This is a genomic window from Pseudacidovorax sp. 1753 (assembly GCF_040544975.1).
In the GTDB taxonomy this organism is placed as follows: Bacteria; Pseudomonadota; Gammaproteobacteria; order Burkholderiales; family Burkholderiaceae_C; genus Xenophilus.
Genome location: NZ_JBEPKY010000026.1, coordinates 41,637 through 61,424 on the forward strand (window position 1 = coordinate 41,637; position 19,788 = coordinate 61,424).

Annotated in this window: 21 protein-coding genes; 16 read left to right on the forward strand and 5 right to left on the reverse strand. The window is 67.8% G+C overall.

Annotated elements, in window-relative coordinates:
• Positions 1-27 precede the first annotated feature (27 nt).
• Positions 28-1,047, forward strand: a complete 1,020-nt coding sequence (locus ABIC63_RS25730) for an isopenicillin N synthase family dioxygenase (protein ID WP_354321860.1) — start codon at positions 28-30, stop codon at positions 1,045-1,047.
• 67 nt (positions 1,048-1,114) lie between these two features.
• Here the strand turns inward: ABIC63_RS25730 and ABIC63_RS25735 are convergent, their stop codons facing one another.
• The 5 genes from ABIC63_RS25735 to ABIC63_RS25755 form a co-directional block, all read right to left on the reverse strand.
• On the reverse strand, positions 1,115-2,032 hold the full coding sequence (locus ABIC63_RS25735) for a LysR family transcriptional regulator (protein WP_354321861.1): 918 nt from the start codon (positions 2,030-2,032) through the stop codon (positions 1,115-1,117).
• 66 nt (positions 2,033-2,098) lie between these two features.
• Positions 2,099-3,109 carry a lipoyl synthase gene (gene lipA, locus ABIC63_RS25740; protein WP_354321862.1) on the reverse strand — a complete coding sequence of 337 codons (1,011 nt, stop codon included), beginning with the start codon at positions 3,107-3,109 and terminating at the stop codon, positions 2,099-2,101.
• A gap of 31 nt (positions 3,110-3,140) precedes the next feature.
• Positions 3,141-3,758, reverse strand: a complete 618-nt coding sequence (lipB, locus tag ABIC63_RS25745) for a lipoyl(octanoyl) transferase LipB (RefSeq protein ID WP_502935914.1) — start codon at positions 3,756-3,758, stop codon at positions 3,141-3,143.
• Between the two features lie 104 nt (positions 3,759-3,862).
• A complete protein-coding gene (locus ABIC63_RS25750) occupies positions 3,863-4,162 on the reverse strand; it encodes a YbeD family protein (RefSeq protein WP_294377191.1) in 300 nt (99 codons plus the stop codon).
• Complete coding sequence (locus ABIC63_RS25755) at positions 4,159-5,034, reverse strand: aminotransferase class IV (RefSeq protein ID WP_354321863.1); 876 nt, start codon at positions 5,032-5,034, stop codon at positions 4,159-4,161. Before ABIC63_RS25755 ends, ABIC63_RS25750 begins: the two co-directional genes overlap by 4 nt.
• 117 nt (positions 5,035-5,151) lie before the next feature.
• Between ABIC63_RS25755 and ABIC63_RS25760 the strand changes: the two genes are divergently transcribed.
• The 15 genes from ABIC63_RS25760 (at position 5,152) to ABIC63_RS25830 (ending at position 19,658) form a co-directional block, all read left to right on the forward strand.
• Entirely contained in the window at positions 5,152-5,640 is a 489-nt protein-coding gene (locus ABIC63_RS25760; protein WP_354321864.1) for an ATP synthase subunit I, read from the forward strand.
• A 26-nt stretch (positions 5,641-5,666) separates the two neighbouring features.
• The gene (atpB, locus tag ABIC63_RS25765) at positions 5,667-6,545 is read left to right on the forward strand and encodes a F0F1 ATP synthase subunit A (RefSeq protein WP_017762126.1); all 879 of its coding nucleotides are present in this window, start codon (positions 5,667-5,669) and stop codon (positions 6,543-6,545) included.
• Positions 6,546-6,628: 83 nt separating this feature from the next.
• Positions 6,629-6,883: a F0F1 ATP synthase subunit C gene (gene atpE / locus ABIC63_RS25770; RefSeq protein WP_038200332.1), complete on the forward strand. Its 255-nt coding sequence runs from the start codon at positions 6,629-6,631 to the stop codon at positions 6,881-6,883.
• 37 nt (positions 6,884-6,920) lie between these two features.
• A complete protein-coding gene (locus ABIC63_RS25775; protein ID WP_017762128.1) occupies positions 6,921-7,391 on the forward strand; it encodes a F0F1 ATP synthase subunit B in 471 nt (156 codons plus the stop codon).
• A 10-nt stretch (positions 7,392-7,401) separates the two neighbouring features.
• Positions 7,402-7,932, forward strand: a complete 531-nt coding sequence (locus tag ABIC63_RS25780; RefSeq protein WP_294377211.1) for a F0F1 ATP synthase subunit delta — start codon at positions 7,402-7,404, stop codon at positions 7,930-7,932.
• A 50-nt stretch (positions 7,933-7,982) separates the two neighbouring features.
• Positions 7,983-9,536 carry a F0F1 ATP synthase subunit alpha gene (atpA, locus tag ABIC63_RS25785; protein ID WP_354321865.1) on the forward strand — a complete coding sequence of 518 codons (1,554 nt, stop codon included), beginning with the start codon at positions 7,983-7,985 and terminating at the stop codon, positions 9,534-9,536.
• Positions 9,537-9,556: 20 nt separating this feature from the next.
• Positions 9,557-10,441 carry a F0F1 ATP synthase subunit gamma gene (gene atpG, locus ABIC63_RS25790; protein ID WP_294377217.1) on the forward strand — a complete coding sequence of 295 codons (885 nt, stop codon included), beginning with the start codon at positions 9,557-9,559 and terminating at the stop codon, positions 10,439-10,441.
• A 52-nt stretch (positions 10,442-10,493) separates the two neighbouring features.
• The gene (gene atpD, locus ABIC63_RS25795; RefSeq protein WP_043117619.1) at positions 10,494-11,900 is read left to right on the forward strand and encodes a F0F1 ATP synthase subunit beta; all 1,407 of its coding nucleotides are present in this window, start codon (positions 10,494-10,496) and stop codon (positions 11,898-11,900) included.
• A gap of 14 nt (positions 11,901-11,914) precedes the next feature.
• Complete coding sequence (locus ABIC63_RS25800) at positions 11,915-12,334, forward strand: F0F1 ATP synthase subunit epsilon (RefSeq protein WP_294377223.1); 420 nt, start codon at positions 11,915-11,917, stop codon at positions 12,332-12,334.
• Positions 12,335-12,598: 264 nt separating this feature from the next.
• Positions 12,599-13,768 (forward strand): ROK family protein, encoded by a 1,170-nt coding sequence (locus ABIC63_RS25805; RefSeq protein ID WP_294377352.1) that lies wholly within the window; start codon positions 12,599-12,601, stop codon positions 13,766-13,768.
• A gap of 22 nt (positions 13,769-13,790) precedes the next feature.
• Positions 13,791-15,314 carry a sugar ABC transporter ATP-binding protein gene (locus ABIC63_RS25810; protein WP_354321866.1) on the forward strand — a complete coding sequence of 508 codons (1,524 nt, stop codon included), beginning with the start codon at positions 13,791-13,793 and terminating at the stop codon, positions 15,312-15,314.
• Complete coding sequence (locus ABIC63_RS25815; protein ID WP_354321867.1) at positions 15,301-16,329, forward strand: ABC transporter permease; 1,029 nt, start codon at positions 15,301-15,303, stop codon at positions 16,327-16,329. Before ABIC63_RS25810 ends, ABIC63_RS25815 begins: the two co-directional genes overlap by 14 nt.
• A gap of 119 nt (positions 16,330-16,448) precedes the next feature.
• On the forward strand, positions 16,449-17,411 hold the full coding sequence (locus ABIC63_RS25820; RefSeq protein WP_354321868.1) for a substrate-binding domain-containing protein: 963 nt from the start codon (positions 16,449-16,451) through the stop codon (positions 17,409-17,411).
• Between the two features lie 13 nt (positions 17,412-17,424).
• Positions 17,425-18,450, forward strand: a complete 1,026-nt coding sequence (locus tag ABIC63_RS25825) for a sugar phosphate isomerase/epimerase family protein (RefSeq protein ID WP_354321869.1) — start codon at positions 17,425-17,427, stop codon at positions 18,448-18,450.
• Between the two features lie 80 nt (positions 18,451-18,530).
• Complete coding sequence (locus ABIC63_RS25830; RefSeq protein WP_354321897.1) at positions 18,531-19,658, forward strand: Gfo/Idh/MocA family protein; 1,128 nt, start codon at positions 18,531-18,533, stop codon at positions 19,656-19,658.
• Positions 19,659-19,788 lie beyond the last annotated feature (130 nt).

Genomic DNA, 19,788 nt, shown 5'->3' on the forward strand with positions numbered 1-19,788 from the left:
CGCACCCCCAAAACCAAGGAGCCTCCCATGACCGAATCGAACGACCACGCGGTGGTCGCGCCCCGCCGTGCCTCGGCGCAGGAAATGCCCGTCCTCGACCTGGGCGAATGGATCGCCGGCGGTCCCATCGAGCCGCTGGTCGCGCAGTTCCGCGAGGCCTGTACCCGCACCGGCTTCTTCTACGTGAAGAACCATGGCGTGCCGCAGGCCGTCATCGATGCCGTGTTCGACGCCACCCGCCGCTACATGTCGCTGCCCATGGAGGAGCGCCTGAAGGACAAGATCGATGAGCGCTTCCGCCGCGGCTTCATGCCCATCGGCGTGACGCAGCATCCGGGCCACAAGCCCGACCTGAAGGAAAGCTACGAACTGGGCCTGGACCTGCCGCTCACCGATGCCGACGTGCAGGCCGGGCGCCCGCTGCATGGCCCCAACCGCTGGCCGGCCGACAAGCCCTGGCTGGAAGAGGCCGCGATGGCCTACTTCAACCACACCATCGCGCTGGGCAAGCGCCTGCTGCGCGTGTTTGCGCTGGCGCTGGGTCAGCCGGAGGCGTTCTTCCTGCAGTACGCCCGCAAGCCGATGGTGCAGGCGCGGCTCTTCCACTATCCGCCGCAGGAGTCGCCGACGCAGCTGGAACTGGGCGCCGCCGCGCACACCGACTACGGCATGCTAACCCTGCTGGTGCAGGACCCGATCGGCGGCCTGGAACTGCGCACCAAGGCCGGTGAATGGGTGGCCGCGCCGTACATCGAGGGCACGCTGGTGGTGAACCTGGGCGACCTGGTGAAGGTATGGACCAACGACCGCTATGTGTCCAACCTGCACCGCGTGGCCAACCGCACCGGCCGCGAACGCTATTCGATCCCGACCTTCTTCAACCTGGACTACGACACGCCGGTGGCCTGCCTGCCCGGCTTCGTCGAGCCGGGCGAGGCGCCGCGGCATGCGCCGATCAAGTCGGGCGACTACCTGGTGAGCCGCTTCGCCTCGGTGCAGAAGTACAGGACGCCGGCCGAGCTGGCGGCCGAGGAAGCGGCGGGCTGAGCGCGCCCCACAGTGCACGGGCCCGTGCCGCGGCGGCCGGGCCGGGCGGCACCGAGGGCGGGCGCGTTCACACCTTCTCGGGCTCCAGCTGTTCCAGCGCCGAGGTCAGCTCCGCCGTGAAGGTGGTGACCGGCAGCGGCAGGTTGCGCCCACGATGCACGCACAGCGAAAAGCGCTGCGGCTTGGCGCGCGGGTCCTTCAGCAGGACGTAGCGGCCCCGGCCGGCCAGGTGCTGCGTGTCCTGCAGCGGCGGCGTCAGGATCGACAGCGCCATGCCCTCGGCCGAGACGTTGCGCAGCAGCTCGTAGGAGTTGGTCTCCAGCGCCACCTTGGGCCGGATCTTGGCCTTGGACAGCATCTCGTCGTATTGCTGCTTGGTCCACATGGTGGCGTCGGGCAGCGCCAGGCCGTATTCGGCGCAGTCCGACAGGCGCAGCGTCTCGCGCCCGTGCAGCGGATGGTCGGCGCTCACGTACACGTACAGCGGCAGCAGGCGCTGATAGGCGATGGTCACGTCCTGATGGGTGACGTTGCCGAAGGTCAGGCACAGGTCCAGCCGGTCGTCCACCAGCATCTCGATCAGCTGCGGGCTGTTGTAGACCTGCACGTTGAAGGTGAAGCCCGGAAAGCGCCGCGTGAAGCGGGCCATGAAGCCGGGCATGAAGTCGCGGATCAGCGATTCCGGAATGCCCAGGTTGACGTGGCCGCGGCGCAGGCCCTGGATGGCCTCGATCTCGGAGCGCAGGCGCCGCGATTCGCTGTCCACGCTCTTGGCATAGCGCATCAGCAGCTCGCCCGCGGCCGTCAGCTTGAGGGTCGAGCGGCCCCGGCTGCGCTCCAGCAGCGGCGCGCCCAGCGTCTCTTCGAGCAGGCCGATCTGGCGGCTGATGGCCGAGGGCGCGACGAAGAGGATCTCGGAGGCGGCGCGGATGGAGCCGCAGCGCACCGATTCGACGAAGTAGCGCAGGGCGGTGGTGGAGATCACGGCTTCACCACCCGTACGGGCAGGACGGTGCGCGCAGGCGCCGCCAGCTGCCTCATGGTGCGGTGATCAGGCAGCAGGCGCGGCTTCGGCGCCGGCGGCCAGCACATGGCCGGCCTGCTGGTCGGCGTGGTAGCTGGAGCGCACCATGGCGCCCACGGCGGCATGGCTGAAGCCCATCTTGTAGGCCTCTTCCTCGAACATCCTGAAGGTGTCGGGGTGCACGTAGCGGCGCACCGGCAGGTGGCTGTTGCTGGGCGCGAGGTACTGGCCGATGGTCAGCATGTCGATGTCGTGCGCGCGCATGTCGCGCATGGTCTGCAGGATCTCTTCGTCGGTCTCGCCCAGGCCGACCATGATGCCGCTCTTGGTCGGCACGTTGGGATGCAGCGCCTTGAACTTCTTGAGCAGGTTCAGGCTGAACTGGTAGTCGGAGCCCGGCCGCGCTTCCTTGTAGAGGCGCGGGATGGTCTCCAGGTTGTGGTTCATCACGTCCGGCGGCGCGGCCTTGAGGATCTCCAGCGCCCGGTCGTCGCGGCCGCGGAAGTCGGGCACCAGGATCTCGATCTGCGTCGTGGGCGAGAGCTCGCGCGTCTTCTGGATGCATTCCACGAAGTGGCCGCTGCCGCCGTCGCGCAGGTCGTCGCGGTCCACGCTGGTGATCACCACGTACTTCAGGCGCAGCCGGGCGATGGTCCTGGCCAGGTTGAGCGGCTCGTCCTTGTCCAGCGGGTCGGGCCGGCCGTGGCCCACGTCGCAGAAGGGGCAGCGGCGGGTGCACTTGTCGCCCATGATCATGAAGGTGGCCGTGCCCTTGCCGAAGCATTCGCCGATGTTGGGGCAGGAGGCCTCTTCGCAGACCGTGTGCAGGTTGGACTCGCGCAGGATCTGCTTGATCTCGTAGAAGCGCGTGGTGGGGCTGCCGGCCTTGACGCGGATCCATTCGGGCTTCTTGAGCACCTCGCCCGAATGCTCGACCTTGACGGGGATGCGCGAGAGCTTGGCAGCGGCCTTCTGCTTGGCCAGCGGGTTGTAGGTGTCGGCGCTCTGGGCGTCGCGGACGACTTCGGTGGAGCTCATTGGGAGGCTTTCTGGGAGGGGCCGGGCGGTGTCAGGGCAGGAGGTAGGCCTGCAGCTTCCGGCTCAGTACCTGGGCGGCATCGTCCCAGGCCACGGGGACGCCGATTGTAGAAAGGTCGACCGTGCGCAGCCCTGCGTAGCCGCAAGGGTTGATGCGCGAATAGGGTTCCAGGTCCATGGCCACGTTCAGCGCCACGCCGTGGTAGGTGCAGTGTCGGCTGACCTTGAGGCCCAGCGCGGCGATCTTGCCCAGGCCGCGGAAGGGGTCACCGCCGGGCATGGGGCCGGTCAGCGCCGCGTGCGAGAAAGGGTCGTCCAGCCGCACGTAGATGCCCGGCGCCGTGGGCACGCGGTGGCCGGTCACGCCGAAGTGGGCCAGCGTGCCGATCACCGACTCCTCGATGCGGTAGACGTATTCCTTGATGAAGTAGCCGGCGCGTCGGAGGTCGAGCAGCGGATAGGCCACCACCTGGCCCGGGCCGTGGTAGGTGACCTGGCCGCCGCGGTCGGTCTGGATGACGGGGATGTCGCCCGGCAGCAGCAGGTGGTCCTGCCGGCCGGCCAGGCCCTGCGTGAAGACCGGATCGTGCTCGCAGAGCCAGAGCCGGTCGGCGGTCTCGGGCGTGCGCTCGGCGGTGAAGCGCTGCATGGCGGCGAAGGTGGCGGCGTAGTCCACACGGCCCAGCCACTCGGGCGTGGGTGGGGGCGGGCGGACGGCTTCTGCCGCGGCCGGGGCTTCGCCGTCGGCCACGCTCACAGCACGACCTTGACCATCGGGTGCGAGGACAGCGTGCGGTAGAGCTCGTCCAGCTGCTCGCGGCTGGTGGCGGTGATGGTGATGGTCACGCCCAGGTAGTTGCCGGCGCGGCTGTCGCGCAGCTCGATGGTGCCGGCGTCGAACTCGGGGTCGAACTGCCTGGCGATGTGCGTCACGGCGCCGACGAAGCCGTCCACCTTCGCACCCATCACCTTGATGGGAAAGCGCGAGGGGTATTCGATCAGCGAATCCTTGCGCGGGTCGGTCGAACCGGGGGTGGCGGGGGTGTCGGTCATGGCTGGGGCTCCTGCTTGGCGTCCTGGTAGGCCGCATACAAGGCTTGGTAGATGGGGCCGGGCACGCCCTTTCCAACCGGGCGGCCGTCCAGGCGGGTGACGGGCACGATCTCCTTGGTGGCGGAGGAGATCAGCAGTTCGTCGGCGGCGAAGACTTCGTCGCGGGTGATGTCGCGCAGCGCGAAGGGAATGCCGCGCGATTCGCACAGCCGCTGCAGCAGGCTATAGCGGATGCCGCGCAGCACACGGTGGTCGGGCACCGGGCCGGCGACGGCACCGTCCTTGATCACCCACACGTTGCTCGACGAGGCCTCGCTCAGCAGCTCGCCGCGGAACATCAGCGTCTCGGCGGCGCCGGCTTCCACGCTGATCTGGCGCGCCAACACGGCGCCCAGCAGGCTGGTGCTCTTGATGTGGGCCTTCTGCCAGCGGAATTCCTCCGCCGTGACGCAGGCCACGCCCTCGGCGCGGGCCTTGTCGGCCACGGGCTTGAGCGGGTTGAGCATCACGAAGACCGTGGGGATGAGGCCCGCCGGCATCACATGGTCGCGGATGGCGACGCCGCGGGTGATCTGGATATAGAGCGACTGGGAGGGCGAGCGCTCCGAGGCCTCGATCAGCTGCTCCGCGATGGTGCGCCAGCCGCCGCGGTCGTGCGGGTTGGGAATGCGCAGTTCGTCGAGCGAGCGCTCCAGGCGGGCCATGTGCTCGTCGAAGCAGAACAGGCGGCCCTCGTACACCGGCACGACCTCGTAGATGCCGTCGCCGAAGATGAAGCCGCGGTCCAGGACGCTCACCTTGGCGTCGCGCAGCGGCAGGTACTCGCCATCGAGATGGCACAGGGATTCGGGCAGGGGCGTGGCAGCAGGCATGGGGCGATTATCGAAGGCGCACCACTCTGGGCTGGCCTCTACGTGTTTTTGCTACCTATAATGAGTGGCTTTGTAGATTTCTCCACTTGACCGTTTGGACCGACGGCTGCCATTCGAATGACAACCAAGGCCCCGATCCCCACGGTCGACACCGAGCCCGCGGAAGCTGACGAAGACAGCTTCACCCCGCTGACCGCCGAAGAGGCCCAGCGGCTTCGCGAGCGCCATCCCGAACTCTCCCCCTGGTGGGTGGTCGGGGCCCAGATCGCCTCGGGGTTGATCGTGGCAGCGGTGGCCTGGGGCTGGACGCAACGGCCGGTGGCGGCGGTGTCCGCGTTCTACGGAGCCATGGCGGTGGCTGTGCCCGCTGCGCTGTTCGCCCGTGCCATGGGTCGCATGCGTGGTGGCGTGTCGCAATCGGCTGCCATGCTGGGTTTTATGGTGTGGGAACTGATCAAGATCGCGCTGACCGTGGCTCTGCTGGCCGCGGCCCCGTGGCTGATCGAGGGAATTCACTGGCTGGCTCTGCTGGCCGGCGCGGTGGTCGCGCTCAAGATGTACTGGCTCGCGCTGGTCATGCGGCCCCGCAAACCGAACCGTATTTGACTGTTTAAGAGAAAAGACGCTGAAAGATGGCCGCCGAAGGACACGCCCCGACCGCGAGTGAGTACATCGTCCACCACCTGCAGCACTGGCAGGTGGACTGGAGCCTGAAGCCCGTGGTCCAGAAGGCCATCGTGGACTTCGGTGTCATCAATCTCGATTCCGTTCTCTATGCGCTGGTGATCGGCGCGCTCGGCTGCTTCGTGCTGTGGCTCGCCGCGCGCAAGGCCACGGCCGGCGTGCCGGGCCGCTTCCAGGCCGCCGTCGAGATGCTGGTCGAGATGGTCGACAACCAGGCCAAGGCCAACATCCACAATGCCAAGAGCCGCAAGTTCATCGCTCCGCTGGCGCTGACCGTGTTCGTGTGGATCTTCCTGCTCAACGCCATGGACATGCTGCCGGTCGACCTGCTGCCGGCGATCTGGTCCAAGGCCTACGCGGCCATGGGTCACGACCCGCACCATGCCTACATGCGCGTGGTGCCCACCGCCGACCTGTCCACCACGCTGGGCCTGTCGACCTCGGTGCTGCTGCTGTGCCTGATCTACAGCGTCAAGATCAAGGGCCTGGGCGGCTGGGGCCATGAGCTCATCTCTGCCCCCTTCGGTGCCCATCCCCTGCTGTGGCCCATCAACCTGCTGATGCAGATCATCGAATACCTGGCCAAGACCATCTCGCATGGCATGCGGCTGTTCGGCAACATGTACGCGGGCGAGCTGGTCTTCATGCTGATCGCCCTGATGGGCGGCGCCATGGCGGCCTCGCTGTCGGGCGTGCTGCTGCCCATCGGGCACATCATTGCCGGCACCATCTGGGCGATCTTTCACATCCTGGTGATCACGCTGCAGGCCTTCATCTTCATGATGCTGACGCTCATCTACCTGGGCCAGGCGCACGAAGCCCACTGAGTGGCCCTCGCGGCCCTCGTGCTCCCGCTTTTCCTCTCGTTTCGTTTTTCCCCTCTCTCTTGCCTTTCATCTAAGGAGTCATCATGGCAAACGTTCTCGGTCTCGTCGCTCTGGCTTGTGGTCTGATCGTCGGTCTCGGCGCTATCGGCGCGTCCATCGGCATCGCCCTCATGGGTGGCAAGTTCCTCGAGTCCTCGGCTCGCCAGCCTGAACTCATGAACGACCTGCAGACCAAGATGTTCATTCTGGCCGGCCTGATCGACGCCGCCTTCCTGATCGGTGTGGCCATCGCCCTGCTGTTCGCCTTCGCCAACCCCTTCGTCGTCGCCGGCGCCTGATCCTTTTCGTCCACACCGTCTGTAGAAAGGTGTTGTCGTGAGCATCAACGCAACCCTGTTCGTTCAGGCCGTCGTCTTTTTGCTGCTCGTGCTGTTCACGATGAAGTTCGTGTGGCCGCCGATCGCAAAGGCGCTGGATGAACGGGCTCAAAAGATCGCTGCGGGCCTGGCGGCCGCCGAGAAGGCCAAGGCCGAGCTCGCTTCCGCCAACCAACGCGTCGAGCAGGAGCTGCAGGCTTCGCGCACCGAGACCAGCAACCGCCTGGCCGATGCCGAGCGCCGCGCCCAGCAGATCATCGAAGAGGCCAAGGCCCGCGCCACCGAGGAGGCCAACAAGATCGTGGCCGCCGCGCGCGACGAGGCCGAGCAGCAGTCCGTACGTGCCCGTGAAGTCCTGCGCGAGCAGGTCGCCACGCTGGCCGTCAAGGGCGCCGAGCAGATCCTGCGCAAGGAAGTCGATGCCAACGTGCATGCCGACCTGCTCAATCGCCTGAAGACCGAGCTGTAAGGACGAACCGATGGCCGAACTCGCCACCATTGCCCGTCCTTACGCCGAGGCGCTGTACAAGGCGTCAGCCGGCAACGCGCAGGCTGCGGCCGAATGGCTTGAGCCGCTGGCCCAGGTGGCTGGCAGTGCGCAGCTGCAGCAATTCGCAGCCAGCCCCAAGGTGTCCTCGCAGCAGGTGTTCGACCTGATCGCCGGGATGGTGCCGGGCGGCCTGCCGCAAGCTGGCCAGAACTTCCTGCACGCCGTCATCGACAACGGCCGCCTGGCCGCGCTGCCGGAAGTGGCGACGCAGTACCGCGCCCTGCAGAACGCCGCCAGCGGCGCTGCCGATGCCGTGCTCTTCAGCGCCTTCCCCATCGAAGGCCCGGCTCTGGGCGAAGTCCAGGCCGCACTGGAGCGCCGCTTCGGCCGCAAGCTGACCACCCGCGTGGAGCTGGATCCGTCGCTCATCGGCGGCATCCGCGCCGTGGTCGGCGACGAAGTGCTCGACACCTCGGTCAAGGCCCGTCTCGAACAAATGAAGGCGGCGCTCACCGCCTGACCCGGCTGGTGGCGCGCGTCCTTACACCCGATTGAAAGAAGGAAAGAGTCATGCAACTCAATCCCGCAGAGATTTCCGAACTGATCAAGAGCCGCATCGAAGGGCTGGGCGTCAGCGCCAACATCCGTAACGAAGGCTCCGTGGTCTCGGTGACCGACGGCATCGTGCGCGTGCACGGCCTGTCCGACGCGATGCAGGGCGAAATGCTGGAGTTCCCGCCCACGCCCGGTGGCCAGCCCACCTACGGCCTGGCGCTGAACCTCGAGCGCGACTCCGTCGGCGCCGTGATCCTGGGCGAGTACGAGCACATCTCCGAAGGCGACACCGTCAAGTGCACGGGCCGCATCCTGGAAGTGCCCGTCGGCCCCGAGCTGATCGGCCGCGTGGTCAACGCCCTGGGCCAGCCCATCGACGGCAAGGGCCCGATCAACGCCAAGCTGACCGACGTGATCGAGAAGGTCGCGCCCGGCGTGATCGCCCGTCAGTCCGTGGACCAGCCGATGCAGACCGGCCTGAAGTCCATCGACGCGATGGTGCCCGTCGGCCGTGGTCAGCGCGAGCTCATCATCGGCGACCGCCAGACCGGCAAGACGGCCGTGGCCATCGACGCGATCATCAACCAGAAGGGTCAGAACATGACCTGCGTCTACGTTGCGATCGGCCAGAAGGCCTCGTCGATCAAGAACGTGGTGCGCGCCCTGGAGCAGGCTGGTGCTATGGAATACACCATCGTCGTCGCCGCTGCGGCTTCGGAATCGGCTGCCATGCAGTACGTGTCGGCCTACTCCGGCTGCACGATGGGCGAGTACTTCCGCGACCGCGGGCAGGACGCGCTGATCGTCTATGACGACCTGTCCAAGCAGGCCGTGGCCTACCGCCAGGTCTCGCTGCTGCTGCGCCGCCCGCCGGGCCGCGAAGCCTACCCCGGCGACGTGTTCTACCTGCACAGCCGCCTGCTGGAGCGCGCCGCCCGCGTGAGCGCCGACTACGTCGAAGCCTTCACCAAGGGTGAAGTCAAGGGCAAGACCGGCTCGCTGACCGCACTGCCGATCATCGAGACGCAGGCCGGCGACGTGTCCGCCTTCGTGCCGACCAACGTGATCTCGATCACCGACGGCCAGATCTTCCTGGAAACCAACCTGTTCAACGCCGGCATCCGTCCCGCCATCAACGCGGGTATCTCGGTGTCGCGCGTGGGTTCGGCAGCGCAGACCAAGGTCATCAAGGGCCTGTCCGGCGGTATCCGTACCGACCTGGCGCAGTACCGCGAACTGGCCGCCTTCGCGCAGTTCGCCTCGGACCTGGACGCTTCGACCAAGAAGCAGCTGGACCGCGGTGCCCGCGTGACCGAACTGCTCAAGCAGCCCCAGTACAGCCCGCTGCCCGTGTCGCTGATGGCCGCTTCGCTGTTCGCGGTGAACAAGGGCTTCATGGACGACCTGGACGTCAAGAAGGTGCTGCCCTTCGAGCACGGCCTGCACCAGTTCCTGAAGACAAGCCACGCCGCCCTGGTCGACAAGATCGAGCAGGCCCGGGCCCTGGACAAGGACGCGGAAGCCGAACTGACGGCCGCGATCACCTCGTTCAAGAAGTCCTTCGCCTGATCCGAGAGGCATAGAGCGCTATGGCAGCCGGCAAGGAAATCCGCGGCAAGATCAAATCGGTGGAGAACACCAAGAAGATCACCAAGGCCATGGAAATGGTGGCCGCGTCCAAGATGCGCAAGGCGCAGGAACGGATGCGCTCCGCGCGTCCGTACAGCGAAAAGATCCGCGCCATTGCGTCCAACCTCAGCCAGGCCAATCCGGAGTACACCCACGCCTTCATGAAGACCAGCGACGCCAAGGTCGCTGGCATGATCGTGGTGACGACGGACAAGGGCCTGTGCGGCGGCATGAACACCAACGTGCTTCGTGCCGTCACCAGCAAGCTGCGCGAGCTGCAGTCGGCCGGTGTGTCCACCGAGGCGGTGGCCATCGGCAACAAGGGCCTGGGCTTCCTGACGCGCGTGGGCGCCAAGGTGGTCTCGCAGGCGGTGCAGCTGGGCGACACGCCCCACCTAGAGAAGCTGATCGGCCCTGTCAAGGTGCTGCTGGACGCTTACGCCGAAGGCCGCCTTTCCGCCGTGTACCTGAGCTACACCAAGTTCGTGAACACGATGCGCCAGGAGTCGGTGGTCGAGCAGCTGCTGCCGCTGAAGGCCGAGAGCCTCAAGGGCGGCGAGGGCAGCGCCCCGCAGCATGCCTGGGACTATATCTACGAGCCCGACGCGCAGACCGTCATCGACGACCTGCTGGTGCGCTACGTGGAGTCGCTGGTCTACCAGGCTGTGGCCGAGAACATGGCCTCCGAGCAGTCGGCGCGCATGGTGGCCATGAAGGCCGCCACCGACAACGCGGGCAACCTGATCAACGAGCTGAAGCTGGTCTACAACAAGACCCGCCAGGCCGGCATCACCAAGGAACTGTCGGAAATCGTGTCCGGTGCGGCCGCGGCCACCGGCAACTGATTCCGCCCGATCCGGCATTCAGCAGATTCAAGACAAATTACTGGAGCACAACATGGCTCAGGCTCAAGGAACAATCGTTCAATGTATCGGCGCCGTGGTCGACGTGGAGTTTCCCCGTGACCAGATGCCCAAGGTGTACGACGCCCTCAAGTTCGAAGGCGGCGGACTGACGCTGGAAGTGCAGCAGCAGCTGGGTGACGGCGTGGTGCGCACCATCGCGCTGGGCAGCTCCGACGGCCTGCGCCGCGGCATCACCGTGGTCAACACCGGCGCGCCCATCACGGTGCCCGTCGGCAAGGCCACGCTCGGCCGCATCATGGACGTGCTGGGCAACCCCATCGACGAGCGCGGCCCGGTCTCGCAGGAGTTGACGGCTTCGATCCACCGCAAGGCCCCGGCCTATGACGAACTGTCGCCCTCCACCGAACTGCTCGAAACGGGCATCAAGGTGATCGACCTGGTCTGCCCGTTCGCCAAGGGCGGCAAGGTGGGCCTGTTCGGCGGCGCCGGCGTCGGCAAGACCGTGAACATGATGGAGCTCATCAACAACATCGCCAAGGCCCACAGCGGTCTGTCGGTGTTCGCCGGTGTGGGCGAGCGTACCCGCGAGGGCAACGACTTCTATCACGAGATGTCCGACTCCAAGGTCGTGGTTCAGGAGAACCTGTCCGAGTCGAAGGTGGCCATGGTCTACGGCCAGATGAACGAGCCCCCGGGCAACCGTCTGCGCGTGGCCCTGACCGGCCTGACCATCGCCGAATCCTTCCGCGACGAAGGCCGCGACGTGCTGTTCTTCGTGGACAACATCTACCGCTACACCCTGGCCGGCACCGAAGTGTCCGCCCTGCTGGGCCGCATGCCTTCCGCCGTGGGCTACCAGCCGACGCTGGCCGAGGAAATGGGCCGCCTGCAGGAGCGCATCACGTCGACCAAGGTCGGCTCGATCACCTCGATCCAGGCCGTGTACGTGCCGGCCGATGACTTGACCGACCCGTCGCCTGCCACGACCTTCGCCCACCTGGACTCCACCGTGGTGCTGTCGCGCGACATCGCATCGCTCGGCATCTACCCCGCCGTGGACCCGCTGGACTCGACCTCGCGCCAGCTCGACCCGAACGTCGTCGGCGAAGAGCACTACGGTGTGGCCCGCGCCGTGCAGGGCACGCTGCAGCGCTACAAGGAACTGCGCGACATCATCGCCATCCTGGGCATGGACGAACTGGCGCCCGAGGACAAGCTGGCCGTGGCCCGCGCCCGGAAGATCCAGCGTTTCCTGTCGCAGCCTTTCCACGTGGCCGAAGTGTTCACCGGCGCGCCCGGCAAGTACGTGCCGCTGTCGGAAACCATCCGTGGCTTCAAGATGATCGCCAACGGCGAGTGCGACCACCTGCCCGAGCAGGCCTTCTACATGGTCGGCACCATCGACGAGGCCTTCGAAAAGGCCAAGAAGCTCGGCTGATCGGCGCATCACCCATGGCAAACACCATTCACGTCGACGTCGTCAGCGCCGAGGAGTCCATCTTCTCGGGCGAGGCGAAGTTCGTCGCGCTGCCCGGCGAAGCCGGTGAGCTCGGCATCTTCCCGCGCCACACGCCGCTGATCACGCGCATCCGTCCCGGTGCCGTGCGCATCGAGACGGCAGACGGTGGCGAGGAGTTCGTGTTCGTGGCCGGTGGCATCCTCGAAGTGCAGCCCGACTGCGTCACCGTGCTGTCCGACACCGCCATCCGCGGCAAGGACCTGGACGACGAGAAGGCCGCCGCCGCCAAGAGCGCCGCCGAGGAAGCCCTCAAGAACGCCAAGAGCGAGATCGACATCGCCATGGCCCAGTCCGAGCTGGCCGTGATGGCCGCCCAGCTGGCCGCGCTGCGCAAGTACCGCCAGAAGAAGTGAGGGCCCTGCGGCACCACGCCGCGCTCTTGCCTCCACAGAAAAGCCAGTCAGTTCGCTGACTGGCTTTTTTCTTTGTGCTCGCCGCAGGAGGGGATCAAAGGGAATGACAAAACCGCTTCGGCCTTTTTATGGCCGAAGTTCGGTCTTGTCCGTGCAAAGTCGACCGCCTAGCATCCGTGCCGCTGCTACATCCCTTCACGGATGGCCGCAAGAACACGGAGACAACGCCGAATGGCGCCCTGGAACGGCCTTTCTGCTGCTGAGCTGGATCTGCTGTCGACCCTTTTCTGGTCGGCCGGCGGCTCGCGTCACGGCATGGCCGATCGCCTGGGCTTCTCCCGCAGCCGGGCCAACGCGCTGATCGCAGGCCTGATCGAGCAGGGGCTGCTGGCCGAGGCCGGCCCGCGCGCTTCCACTGGCGGACGCCGGCCTGAGCAACTGCAGCTGCACGCAGAGCTGGGCGTTCTGCTGGCTGTGGACATCGGCGCCACCAGCCTGGATGTCGCCGTGATGCAGCCCGACCTCACGGTGCTCGCCCGGCATGCCGAGGCCATCGACGTGCGCGAGGGCCCGGGCGTGGTGCTGGCCCGCGTGCGCCAGCGACTGCGCGAACTGCTGCAGGCCCGCGGCATTCCAGCTCGTCGCGTGCTGGGCATCGGCATGGGCGTGCCGGGACCGGTCAACTTCGAGGCCGGCCAGCTCGTCAATCCGCCGCTGATGCCGGGCTGGGACAGCTTCTCCATCCGCGATTACCTGCGCGAGGACTATGCGGCGCCGGTCTTCGTGGACAACGACGTCAACCTGATGGCGCTGGGCGAGCTGTGGCGGCTGCAGCGCGGGCTGTCGAACTTTTTGGTGATCAAGGTGGGCACGGGCATCGGCTGCGGCATCGTGTGCCATGGCGAGGTCTACCGCGGCGCCGCCGGCTCGGCCGGCGACGTGGGCCACATCTGCGTGGACCAGCAAGGGCCGCGCTGCCACTGCGGCAACGTCGGCTGCGTCGAGGCGATGGCGGCCGGCCCGGCCATCGTGCGCATGGCGCAGGCGGCGGCGGAGCGGGGCGAATCACCGGCGCTCGCAGCGGTGCTGCGCACCCAGGGCCGCATCGAAGCCATCGACGTGGGCCACGCCAGCCGCGCGGGCGACGTCGCGGCCAACGCCATCATCCAGCGCGCCGGCAGCCTGATTGGGCAGATGCTGGCCTCGGTGGTGAACTTCTTCAATCCCTCGCATGTGTTCATCGGCGGCGGCATCACGCAGATCGGCCCGCTGTTCCTGGCGGCCGTGCGGCAGAGCGTCTACCAACGCTCGCTGGCGCTGTCGACGCGGCACCTTGAGATCCAGTACACGCCGCTGGGCACCGACGCGGGCGTGACCGGTGCCGGCGTGCTGGCCATGCACGAGACGCTGCGCGCCCGCGGCGTTGCACCTTGAGCCGGAGCCCGCGATGACGGCCATGACCACCCCCTCCACGGCAGCGACGTCCGGCGTCGCCGTCGAGTTCGACGGCATCATCAAGGCCTTCGGTCCGGTTCAGGTGCTGCATGGCGTGAGCTTCGCGCTGCCGCCGGGCCGGGTGGTCGGCCTGCTGGGCGAGAACGGCGCCGGCAAGTCCACGCTGATGAAGATCCTGGCCGGTTATGAGAGCCCGAGCGGCGGCGTGCTGCGCATCAACGGCCAGCCGCAGACCTTCCGCAGCTCGCGCGACGCGGAAGCGCTGGGCATCGTGCTGATCCACCAGGAATTCAACCTGGCGGAGGACCTGAGCGTGGCCGACAACATCTTCCTGGGCCATGAAAAGAAGAAGGGGCTGTTCCTCGACGAACGGGCCATGCAGGCCGAGGCCGCCGCGGCGCTGGCCCAGGTCGGGCTGCAGGTCGATCCGGCCGCCAAGGTGCGGCGCCTGATCGTGGCGGAGAAGCAGCTGGTCGAGATCGCCAAGGCCATCGCACGCCGTGCCCGGCTGCTGATCATGGACGAGCCCACGGCCACGCTCACGCCGGGCGAGACGGAGCGCCTGTTCCGCCTCATCGCGCAGTTGCGGGCCGACGGCGTGACCATCGTCTACATCTCGCACAAGCTGGACGAGGTGGAGCGCGTGACCGACGAGGTCGTCGTCATGCGCGACGGCCGCTTCGTCACGCGCGCGGCCACGGCCGAGGTCACGCGTCACCAGATGGCCAACCTGATGGTTGGCCGCGAGATCGCGGACCTCTATCCGCCGCGCGAGCCGGTACCCGCCGGCCGCGAACCCGCGCTGCGCGTGCAGGGCTTCGACGTGCCCGGCTGGGCGCATCAGGCGAGCTTCGAGGTGCGGCCGGGCGAGATCCTGGGCTTCGCCGGGCTGGTCGGCGCCGGCCGCACCGAGCTCTTCGAAGGCCTGCTGGGCCTGCGCCCGGGCCGCGGCCAGGTCGAGCTGGCAGGCCGCGCGGTGCAGCTGCGCTCGCCGCGCGATGCCGCCCGCCACGGCCTCACCTACCTCAGCGAAGACCGCAAGGGCAAGGGGCTGCACGTGGCCTTCGGCCTGCGGCAGAACCTCACGCTGATGGCGCTGGACCAATACGCGCGGCCCTGGCTGCGGCCCGATGCCGAGCGCGCCGCGCTCGACACCGCCGTGAAGGACTACGGCATCCGCACCGGCTCGCTGGACGTGCGCGCCTCGTCGCTCTCCGGCGGCAACCAGCAGAAGCTGGCCCTGGCCAAGGTGCTGCAGCCGCATCCGAAGGTGGTGGTGCTCGACGAGCCCACGCGCGGCGTGGACGTGGGCGCCAAGCGCGACATCTACTTCCTCGTGCAGCGCCTGGCGCGCGAGGGCTTGGCCGTCATCGTCATCTCGTCGGAGCTGATGGAACTCATCGGCCTCGCGCACCGCGTGGCCGTCATGCGCGCGGGCCGTATCGTCGCCACGCTGCCGGCCGACGGCCTCACCGAAGAACAGCTCATCGCCCATGCCACGGGAACAGCCCATGCCGACGCCTGACACCTCTTCCTCCACCGCCGCGGCCGAAGGCGCACCGCACCGCGCCGCCGCCAGGCCGGGCTGGGCCGAACGGCTGCATGGCCTGGGCCCCATCATCGGTCTGGTGCTGCTGTGCATCGCCGGCGCCGCGCTCAACAGCGACTTCGCCACCGTGGACAACGCCATGAACGTGCTCACGCGCACGGCCTTCATCGGCATCATCGCGGTGGGCATGTGCTTCGTGATCATCTCGGGGGGCATCGATCTCTCGGTGGGTTCGATGGCGGCGCTGATCGCCGGCAGCGTGATCATGTTCATCAACTGGGCCGGCCCGGCCACCGGCTCGCCGCTGCTGGCGGTGGTGCTCGGCGCCGCGCTCGCGGTGCTGCTGGGCGCGATGTTCGGCCTGGCGCACGGGCTGCTCATCACCAAGGGCCGCATCGAGCCCTTCATCGTCACCCTGGGCACGCTGGGCATCTTCCGCGCCTACCTCACCTACTTCGCCGACGGCGGCGCGCTCACGCTCGACAACGACCTGTCGGACCTGTACGCGCCGGTCTACTACGCGAGCCTGATGGGCATTCCGGTACCGGTCTGGGTGTTCGTGGCGGTGGCGCTGGTCGGCGGCGTGATCCTCAACCGCACGGCCTATGGGCGCTATGTGCAGGCGATCGGCTCCAACGAGCAGGTGGCGCGCTATGCGGCGGTGGACGTGGACCGCGTGAAGATCCTCACCTACATGCTGCTGGGCGTGTGCGTGGGCATCGCCACGCTGCTGTACGTGCCTCGGCTGGGCTCGGCCTCGCCGACCACCGGGCTGCTGTGGGAGCTGGAGGCCATCGCCGCCGTGATCGTCGGCGGCACCGCACTCAAGGGCGGCGCGGGCAGCATCGCCGGCACGGTGGTGGGCGCGATCCTGCTCTCGGTCATCAGCAACATCCTCAACCTCACCAGCATCATCAGCGTGTACCTCAACGCGGCGGTGCAGGGCTTCGTGATCATCGTGGTGGCCTTCCTGCAGCGAGGCCGCCGGTGACCGTCGACCCCCGACCGTTCGCCCAGCCTGTCGAAGCCGCGCTCCGGCGCTTCGGCACGCCAGGCGACAACAGATCTTCCGTGCCAGTGACCTTCCATCCAACCCAGGAGACAACCACCATGACCTTCATCACCCGCCGCCTCGCGCTCACCGCCGTGGCCGCTGCCGCCTTCGCCAGCGTGCCCGCGCTGGCTGCCGAGAAAGTGAACCTCGGCGTGTCCATCCCGGCCGCCACTCACAGCTTCATGGGCGGCATCAACTACTGGGCCAACCAGGCCAAGAAGGACCTGGAGAAGCAGTACAAGGACCTGAAGATCACCATCAAGACGGCTGCCAACGCGCCCGAGCAGGCCAACCAGCTGCAGGACCTGAGCACCGTCACCAAGATCAACGCGCTGGTCGTCTTCCCCTTCGAGTCAGCCGCGCTGACCAAGCCGGTGGCACAGGTCAAGGCCAAGGGCGCCTACGTCACGGTGGTGGACCGCGGCCTCACGGACACCAGCGCGCAGGACGCCTACGTGGCCGGCGACAACACCGCCTTCGGCAAGATCCCCGCCGAGTACATCGCCAAGAAGCTGAACGGCAAGGGCAACGTGGTGGCGCTGCGCGGCATCGCGACCACGCTGGACAACGAGCGCATGGACGCCTTCAACGCGGTGCTCAAGAACTACCCGGACATCAAGCTGCTGGACGCCAAGTACGCCAACTGGAACCGCGACGATGCCTTCAAGGTGACGCAGGACTACCTGACGCGCTTCAAGGAGATCGACGCCATCTGGGCGGCCGACGACGACATGGCCGTGGGCGTGCTCAAGGCCATCGAGCAGGCCAAGCGCACCGACATCAAGATCGTCTTCGGCGGCGCCGGGGCCAAGGGCATGGTCAAGACCATCCTCGACAACAAGGACCCGCGCATCCAGGCCGACGTGAGCTACTCGCCCAAGTTCATCTACGACGCGATCAAGCTCACGGCCGAGGCACGCCTGAAGGGCGAGAAGCTGCCGGCGACCACGATCATTCCTTCGGTGCTGATCACCAAGGACAACGCGAAAGATTTCTACCACCCCGACTCCCCGTTCTGAGGAAGGACGGTCCATGCCGCGCCCCATCACCCTCTTCACCGGCCAGTGGGCCGACCTGCCCCTGGCCGAGCTGGCGCCGCTGGCGCGGCGCATGGGCTACGACGGCCTGGAGCTGGCCTGCTGGGGCGACCATTTCGACGTGCAGCAGGCCCTGGCCTCCGAGACCTACGTGCGGGACAAGTGGGCGCTGCTGCGTGAGCACGGCCTCACCTGCCTGGCCATCGGCAACCACCTGGTGGGCCAGGCGGTGTGCGACCTCATCGACGAGCGGCACCGCGCCATCCTGCCGGCGCGCGTGTGGGGCGACGGCGATCCGGAAGGCGTGCGCCAGCGCGCCGCCCGCGAGCTGGCCGATACGGCGCGCGCCGCGGCGAAGTTCGGCGTGCGCACCGTCACCGGCTTCACCGGTTCGTCGATCTGGCACGCCACCTATGCCTTCCCGCCCACCACCCAGGCCTACTGGGATGCAGGTTTCGCGGACTTCGGCCGGCGCTTCGGGCCCATCCTGGACACCTTCGAGCAGCAGGACGTGAACTTCGCGCTCGAGGTGCATCCGACCGAGATCGCCTTCGACATCGCCTCGGCCGAGCGGGCCATCGCGGCCGTGGGCGGCCACCGGCGCTTCGGCTTCAACTACGACCCCAGTCACCTGGCCTACCAGGGCGTGGACTATGTGCGCTTCATCCGCGGCTTTGCCGACCGCATCTACAACGCCCACATGAAGGACGTGTGGTGGGGCAGGGGCGATGGCAGCGTGGGCGTCTTCGGCGGCCACACGAGCTTCGGCGACGCGCGCCGCTTCTGGGACTTCCGCAGCGTGGGCCGGGGCTTGGTGGACTTCGAATCCATCATCGTGGCGCTCAACGACATCGGCTATGCCGGCCCGCTCTCGGTGGAGTGGGAGGACAGCCGCATGGACCGCGTGCATGGCGCCACCGAAAGCGCCGCCTTCTGCCGCCGGCTGGACTTTCCGCCCGCGGCCGGCGCCTTCGACGCCGCCTTCGACAAGGCCGCCCAGGGCGGCATGGCGGGCACATGAGCGGGCACGCCGAAGCGCGCCCTGAGGGCGCGGTGCAAGCGCAGGGCGCGATCCCCTCCACCCGCAAGCTGCGCTACGCCATGGTCGGTGGCGGCCAGGGCGCCTTCATCGGCGCCGTGCACCGCCAGGCCCTGGCGCTGGACGGCCAGGCCGAGCTGGTGGCCGGCGCCCTGTCGTCCACGCCCGAACGCGCGCGCGCCTCGGGGCGCGAACTGGGCCTGGCCGATGCGCGCAACCATGCCGACTGGCAGTCGCTGCTCGACGACGAATTGAAGCGGCCGGCCGACGAGCGCATCGACTTCGTCACCATCGTCACGCCCAACCACCTGCACCACAGCGTGGCCCGCGCCTTCGCCGAGGCCGGCATCCATGTGGTGTGCGACAAGCCGCTGGTCCACACCAGCGAGCAGGCGCAGGACCTCGTGAACACGGTGGCGCGCAGCGGCAGCGTCTTCGGCGTGACCTACAACTACAGCGGCTATCCCATGGTGCGCGAGGCTCGCGACATGGTGGCCGCCGGCGCCATCGGCGAGGTGCGCAAGGTGGTGGTCGACTACCACCAGGGCTGGCTGGCCACGCGCCTGGAAGGCGGCGACAACAAGCAGGCCGGCTGGCGCACCGACCCGGCGCGCAGTGGCGCCGCGGGCGCGTTGGGCGACATCGGCTCGCATGCCGAGAACCTGGTGGCCACCGTCACCGGCCTGGAACTCGAAAGCCTGTGCGCCGACCTGTCGGCGCTGGTGCCCGGCCGGCGGCTGGACGACGACGCCAGCCTGCTGCTGCGCTTCAAAGGCGGCGCGCGCGGTGTGCTCGTGGCCTCGCAGATCGCGGTGGGTTGCGAGAACGACCTGCGCCTGCGCGTCTTCGGCAGCACCGGCACGCTGGACTGGCGGCAAGAGCAGCCCGAAGTGCTGGTGCATGCGCCGCTGGACGGCCCACGCCGGCTGCTGACGCGCGGCTCGCCGTGGCTGGGCGAATCGGCGCGGCTGGCCACGCGGCTGCCCTCCGGCCATCCCGAAGGCTTCATCGAGGCCTTCGCCAACGTGTACCTGGGCGTGATCGCGCACATCCGCGCGCTGCAGCAGGGTGTGGCGCCCGATCCGCTGCGGGCCGACTACCCCACGCTGGCCGATGGCGCGCGCGGGGTGCGCTTCATCGAGAAGGCGGTGGAGAGCGCGGCCAGCGCGCAGAAATGGACGGCGTTCTAGACGGGCCCTGCTTCTGACGACTTCGCTCCCTCTCCCCTTGTGATAGAGGGGCTCAAGCGCGTGCACAAAGGCGGCTTTGTGATCGCCCAGTCGGCGTCGCTTCGACCTTCGACCTAGTACGCGCGCGGTA

Coding starts and splice junctions, on each gene's coding strand:
- ABIC63_RS25730 (WP_354321860.1), top strand. CDS start 28: ATGACCGAATCGAACGACCACGCGGTGGTCGCGCCCCGCCGTGCCTCG.
- lipA (WP_354321862.1), bottom strand. CDS start 3,109: ATGAGCTCCACCGAAGTCGTCCGCGACGCCCAGAGCGCCGACACCTAC.
- lipB (WP_502935914.1), bottom strand. CDS start 3,758: ATGCAGCGCTTCACCGCCGAGCGCACGCCCGAGACCGCCGACCGGCTC.
- ABIC63_RS25750 (WP_294377191.1), bottom strand. CDS start 4,162: ATGACCGACACCCCCGCCACCCCCGGTTCGACCGACCCGCGCAAGGAT.
- ABIC63_RS25755 (WP_354321863.1), bottom strand. CDS start 5,034: ATGCCTGCTGCCACGCCCCTGCCCGAATCCCTGTGCCATCTCGATGGC.
- ABIC63_RS25760 (WP_354321864.1), top strand. CDS start 5,152: ATGACAACCAAGGCCCCGATCCCCACGGTCGACACCGAGCCCGCGGAA.
- atpB (WP_017762126.1), top strand. CDS start 5,667: ATGGCCGCCGAAGGACACGCCCCGACCGCGAGTGAGTACATCGTCCAC.
- atpE (WP_038200332.1), top strand. CDS start 6,629: ATGGCAAACGTTCTCGGTCTCGTCGCTCTGGCTTGTGGTCTGATCGTC.
- ABIC63_RS25780 (WP_294377211.1), top strand. CDS start 7,402: ATGGCCGAACTCGCCACCATTGCCCGTCCTTACGCCGAGGCGCTGTAC.
- atpA (WP_354321865.1), top strand. CDS start 7,983: ATGCAACTCAATCCCGCAGAGATTTCCGAACTGATCAAGAGCCGCATC.
- atpG (WP_294377217.1), top strand. CDS start 9,557: ATGGCAGCCGGCAAGGAAATCCGCGGCAAGATCAAATCGGTGGAGAAC.
- atpD (WP_043117619.1), top strand. CDS start 10,494: ATGGCTCAGGCTCAAGGAACAATCGTTCAATGTATCGGCGCCGTGGTC.
- ABIC63_RS25800 (WP_294377223.1), top strand. CDS start 11,915: ATGGCAAACACCATTCACGTCGACGTCGTCAGCGCCGAGGAGTCCATC.
- ABIC63_RS25810 (WP_354321866.1), top strand. CDS start 13,791: ATGACCACCCCCTCCACGGCAGCGACGTCCGGCGTCGCCGTCGAGTTC.
- ABIC63_RS25815 (WP_354321867.1), top strand. CDS start 15,301: ATGCCGACGCCTGACACCTCTTCCTCCACCGCCGCGGCCGAAGGCGCA.
- ABIC63_RS25820 (WP_354321868.1), top strand. CDS start 16,449: ATGACCTTCATCACCCGCCGCCTCGCGCTCACCGCCGTGGCCGCTGCC.
- ABIC63_RS25825 (WP_354321869.1), top strand. CDS start 17,425: ATGCCGCGCCCCATCACCCTCTTCACCGGCCAGTGGGCCGACCTGCCC.
- ABIC63_RS25830 (WP_354321897.1), top strand. CDS start 18,531: ATGGTCGGTGGCGGCCAGGGCGCCTTCATCGGCGCCGTGCACCGCCAG.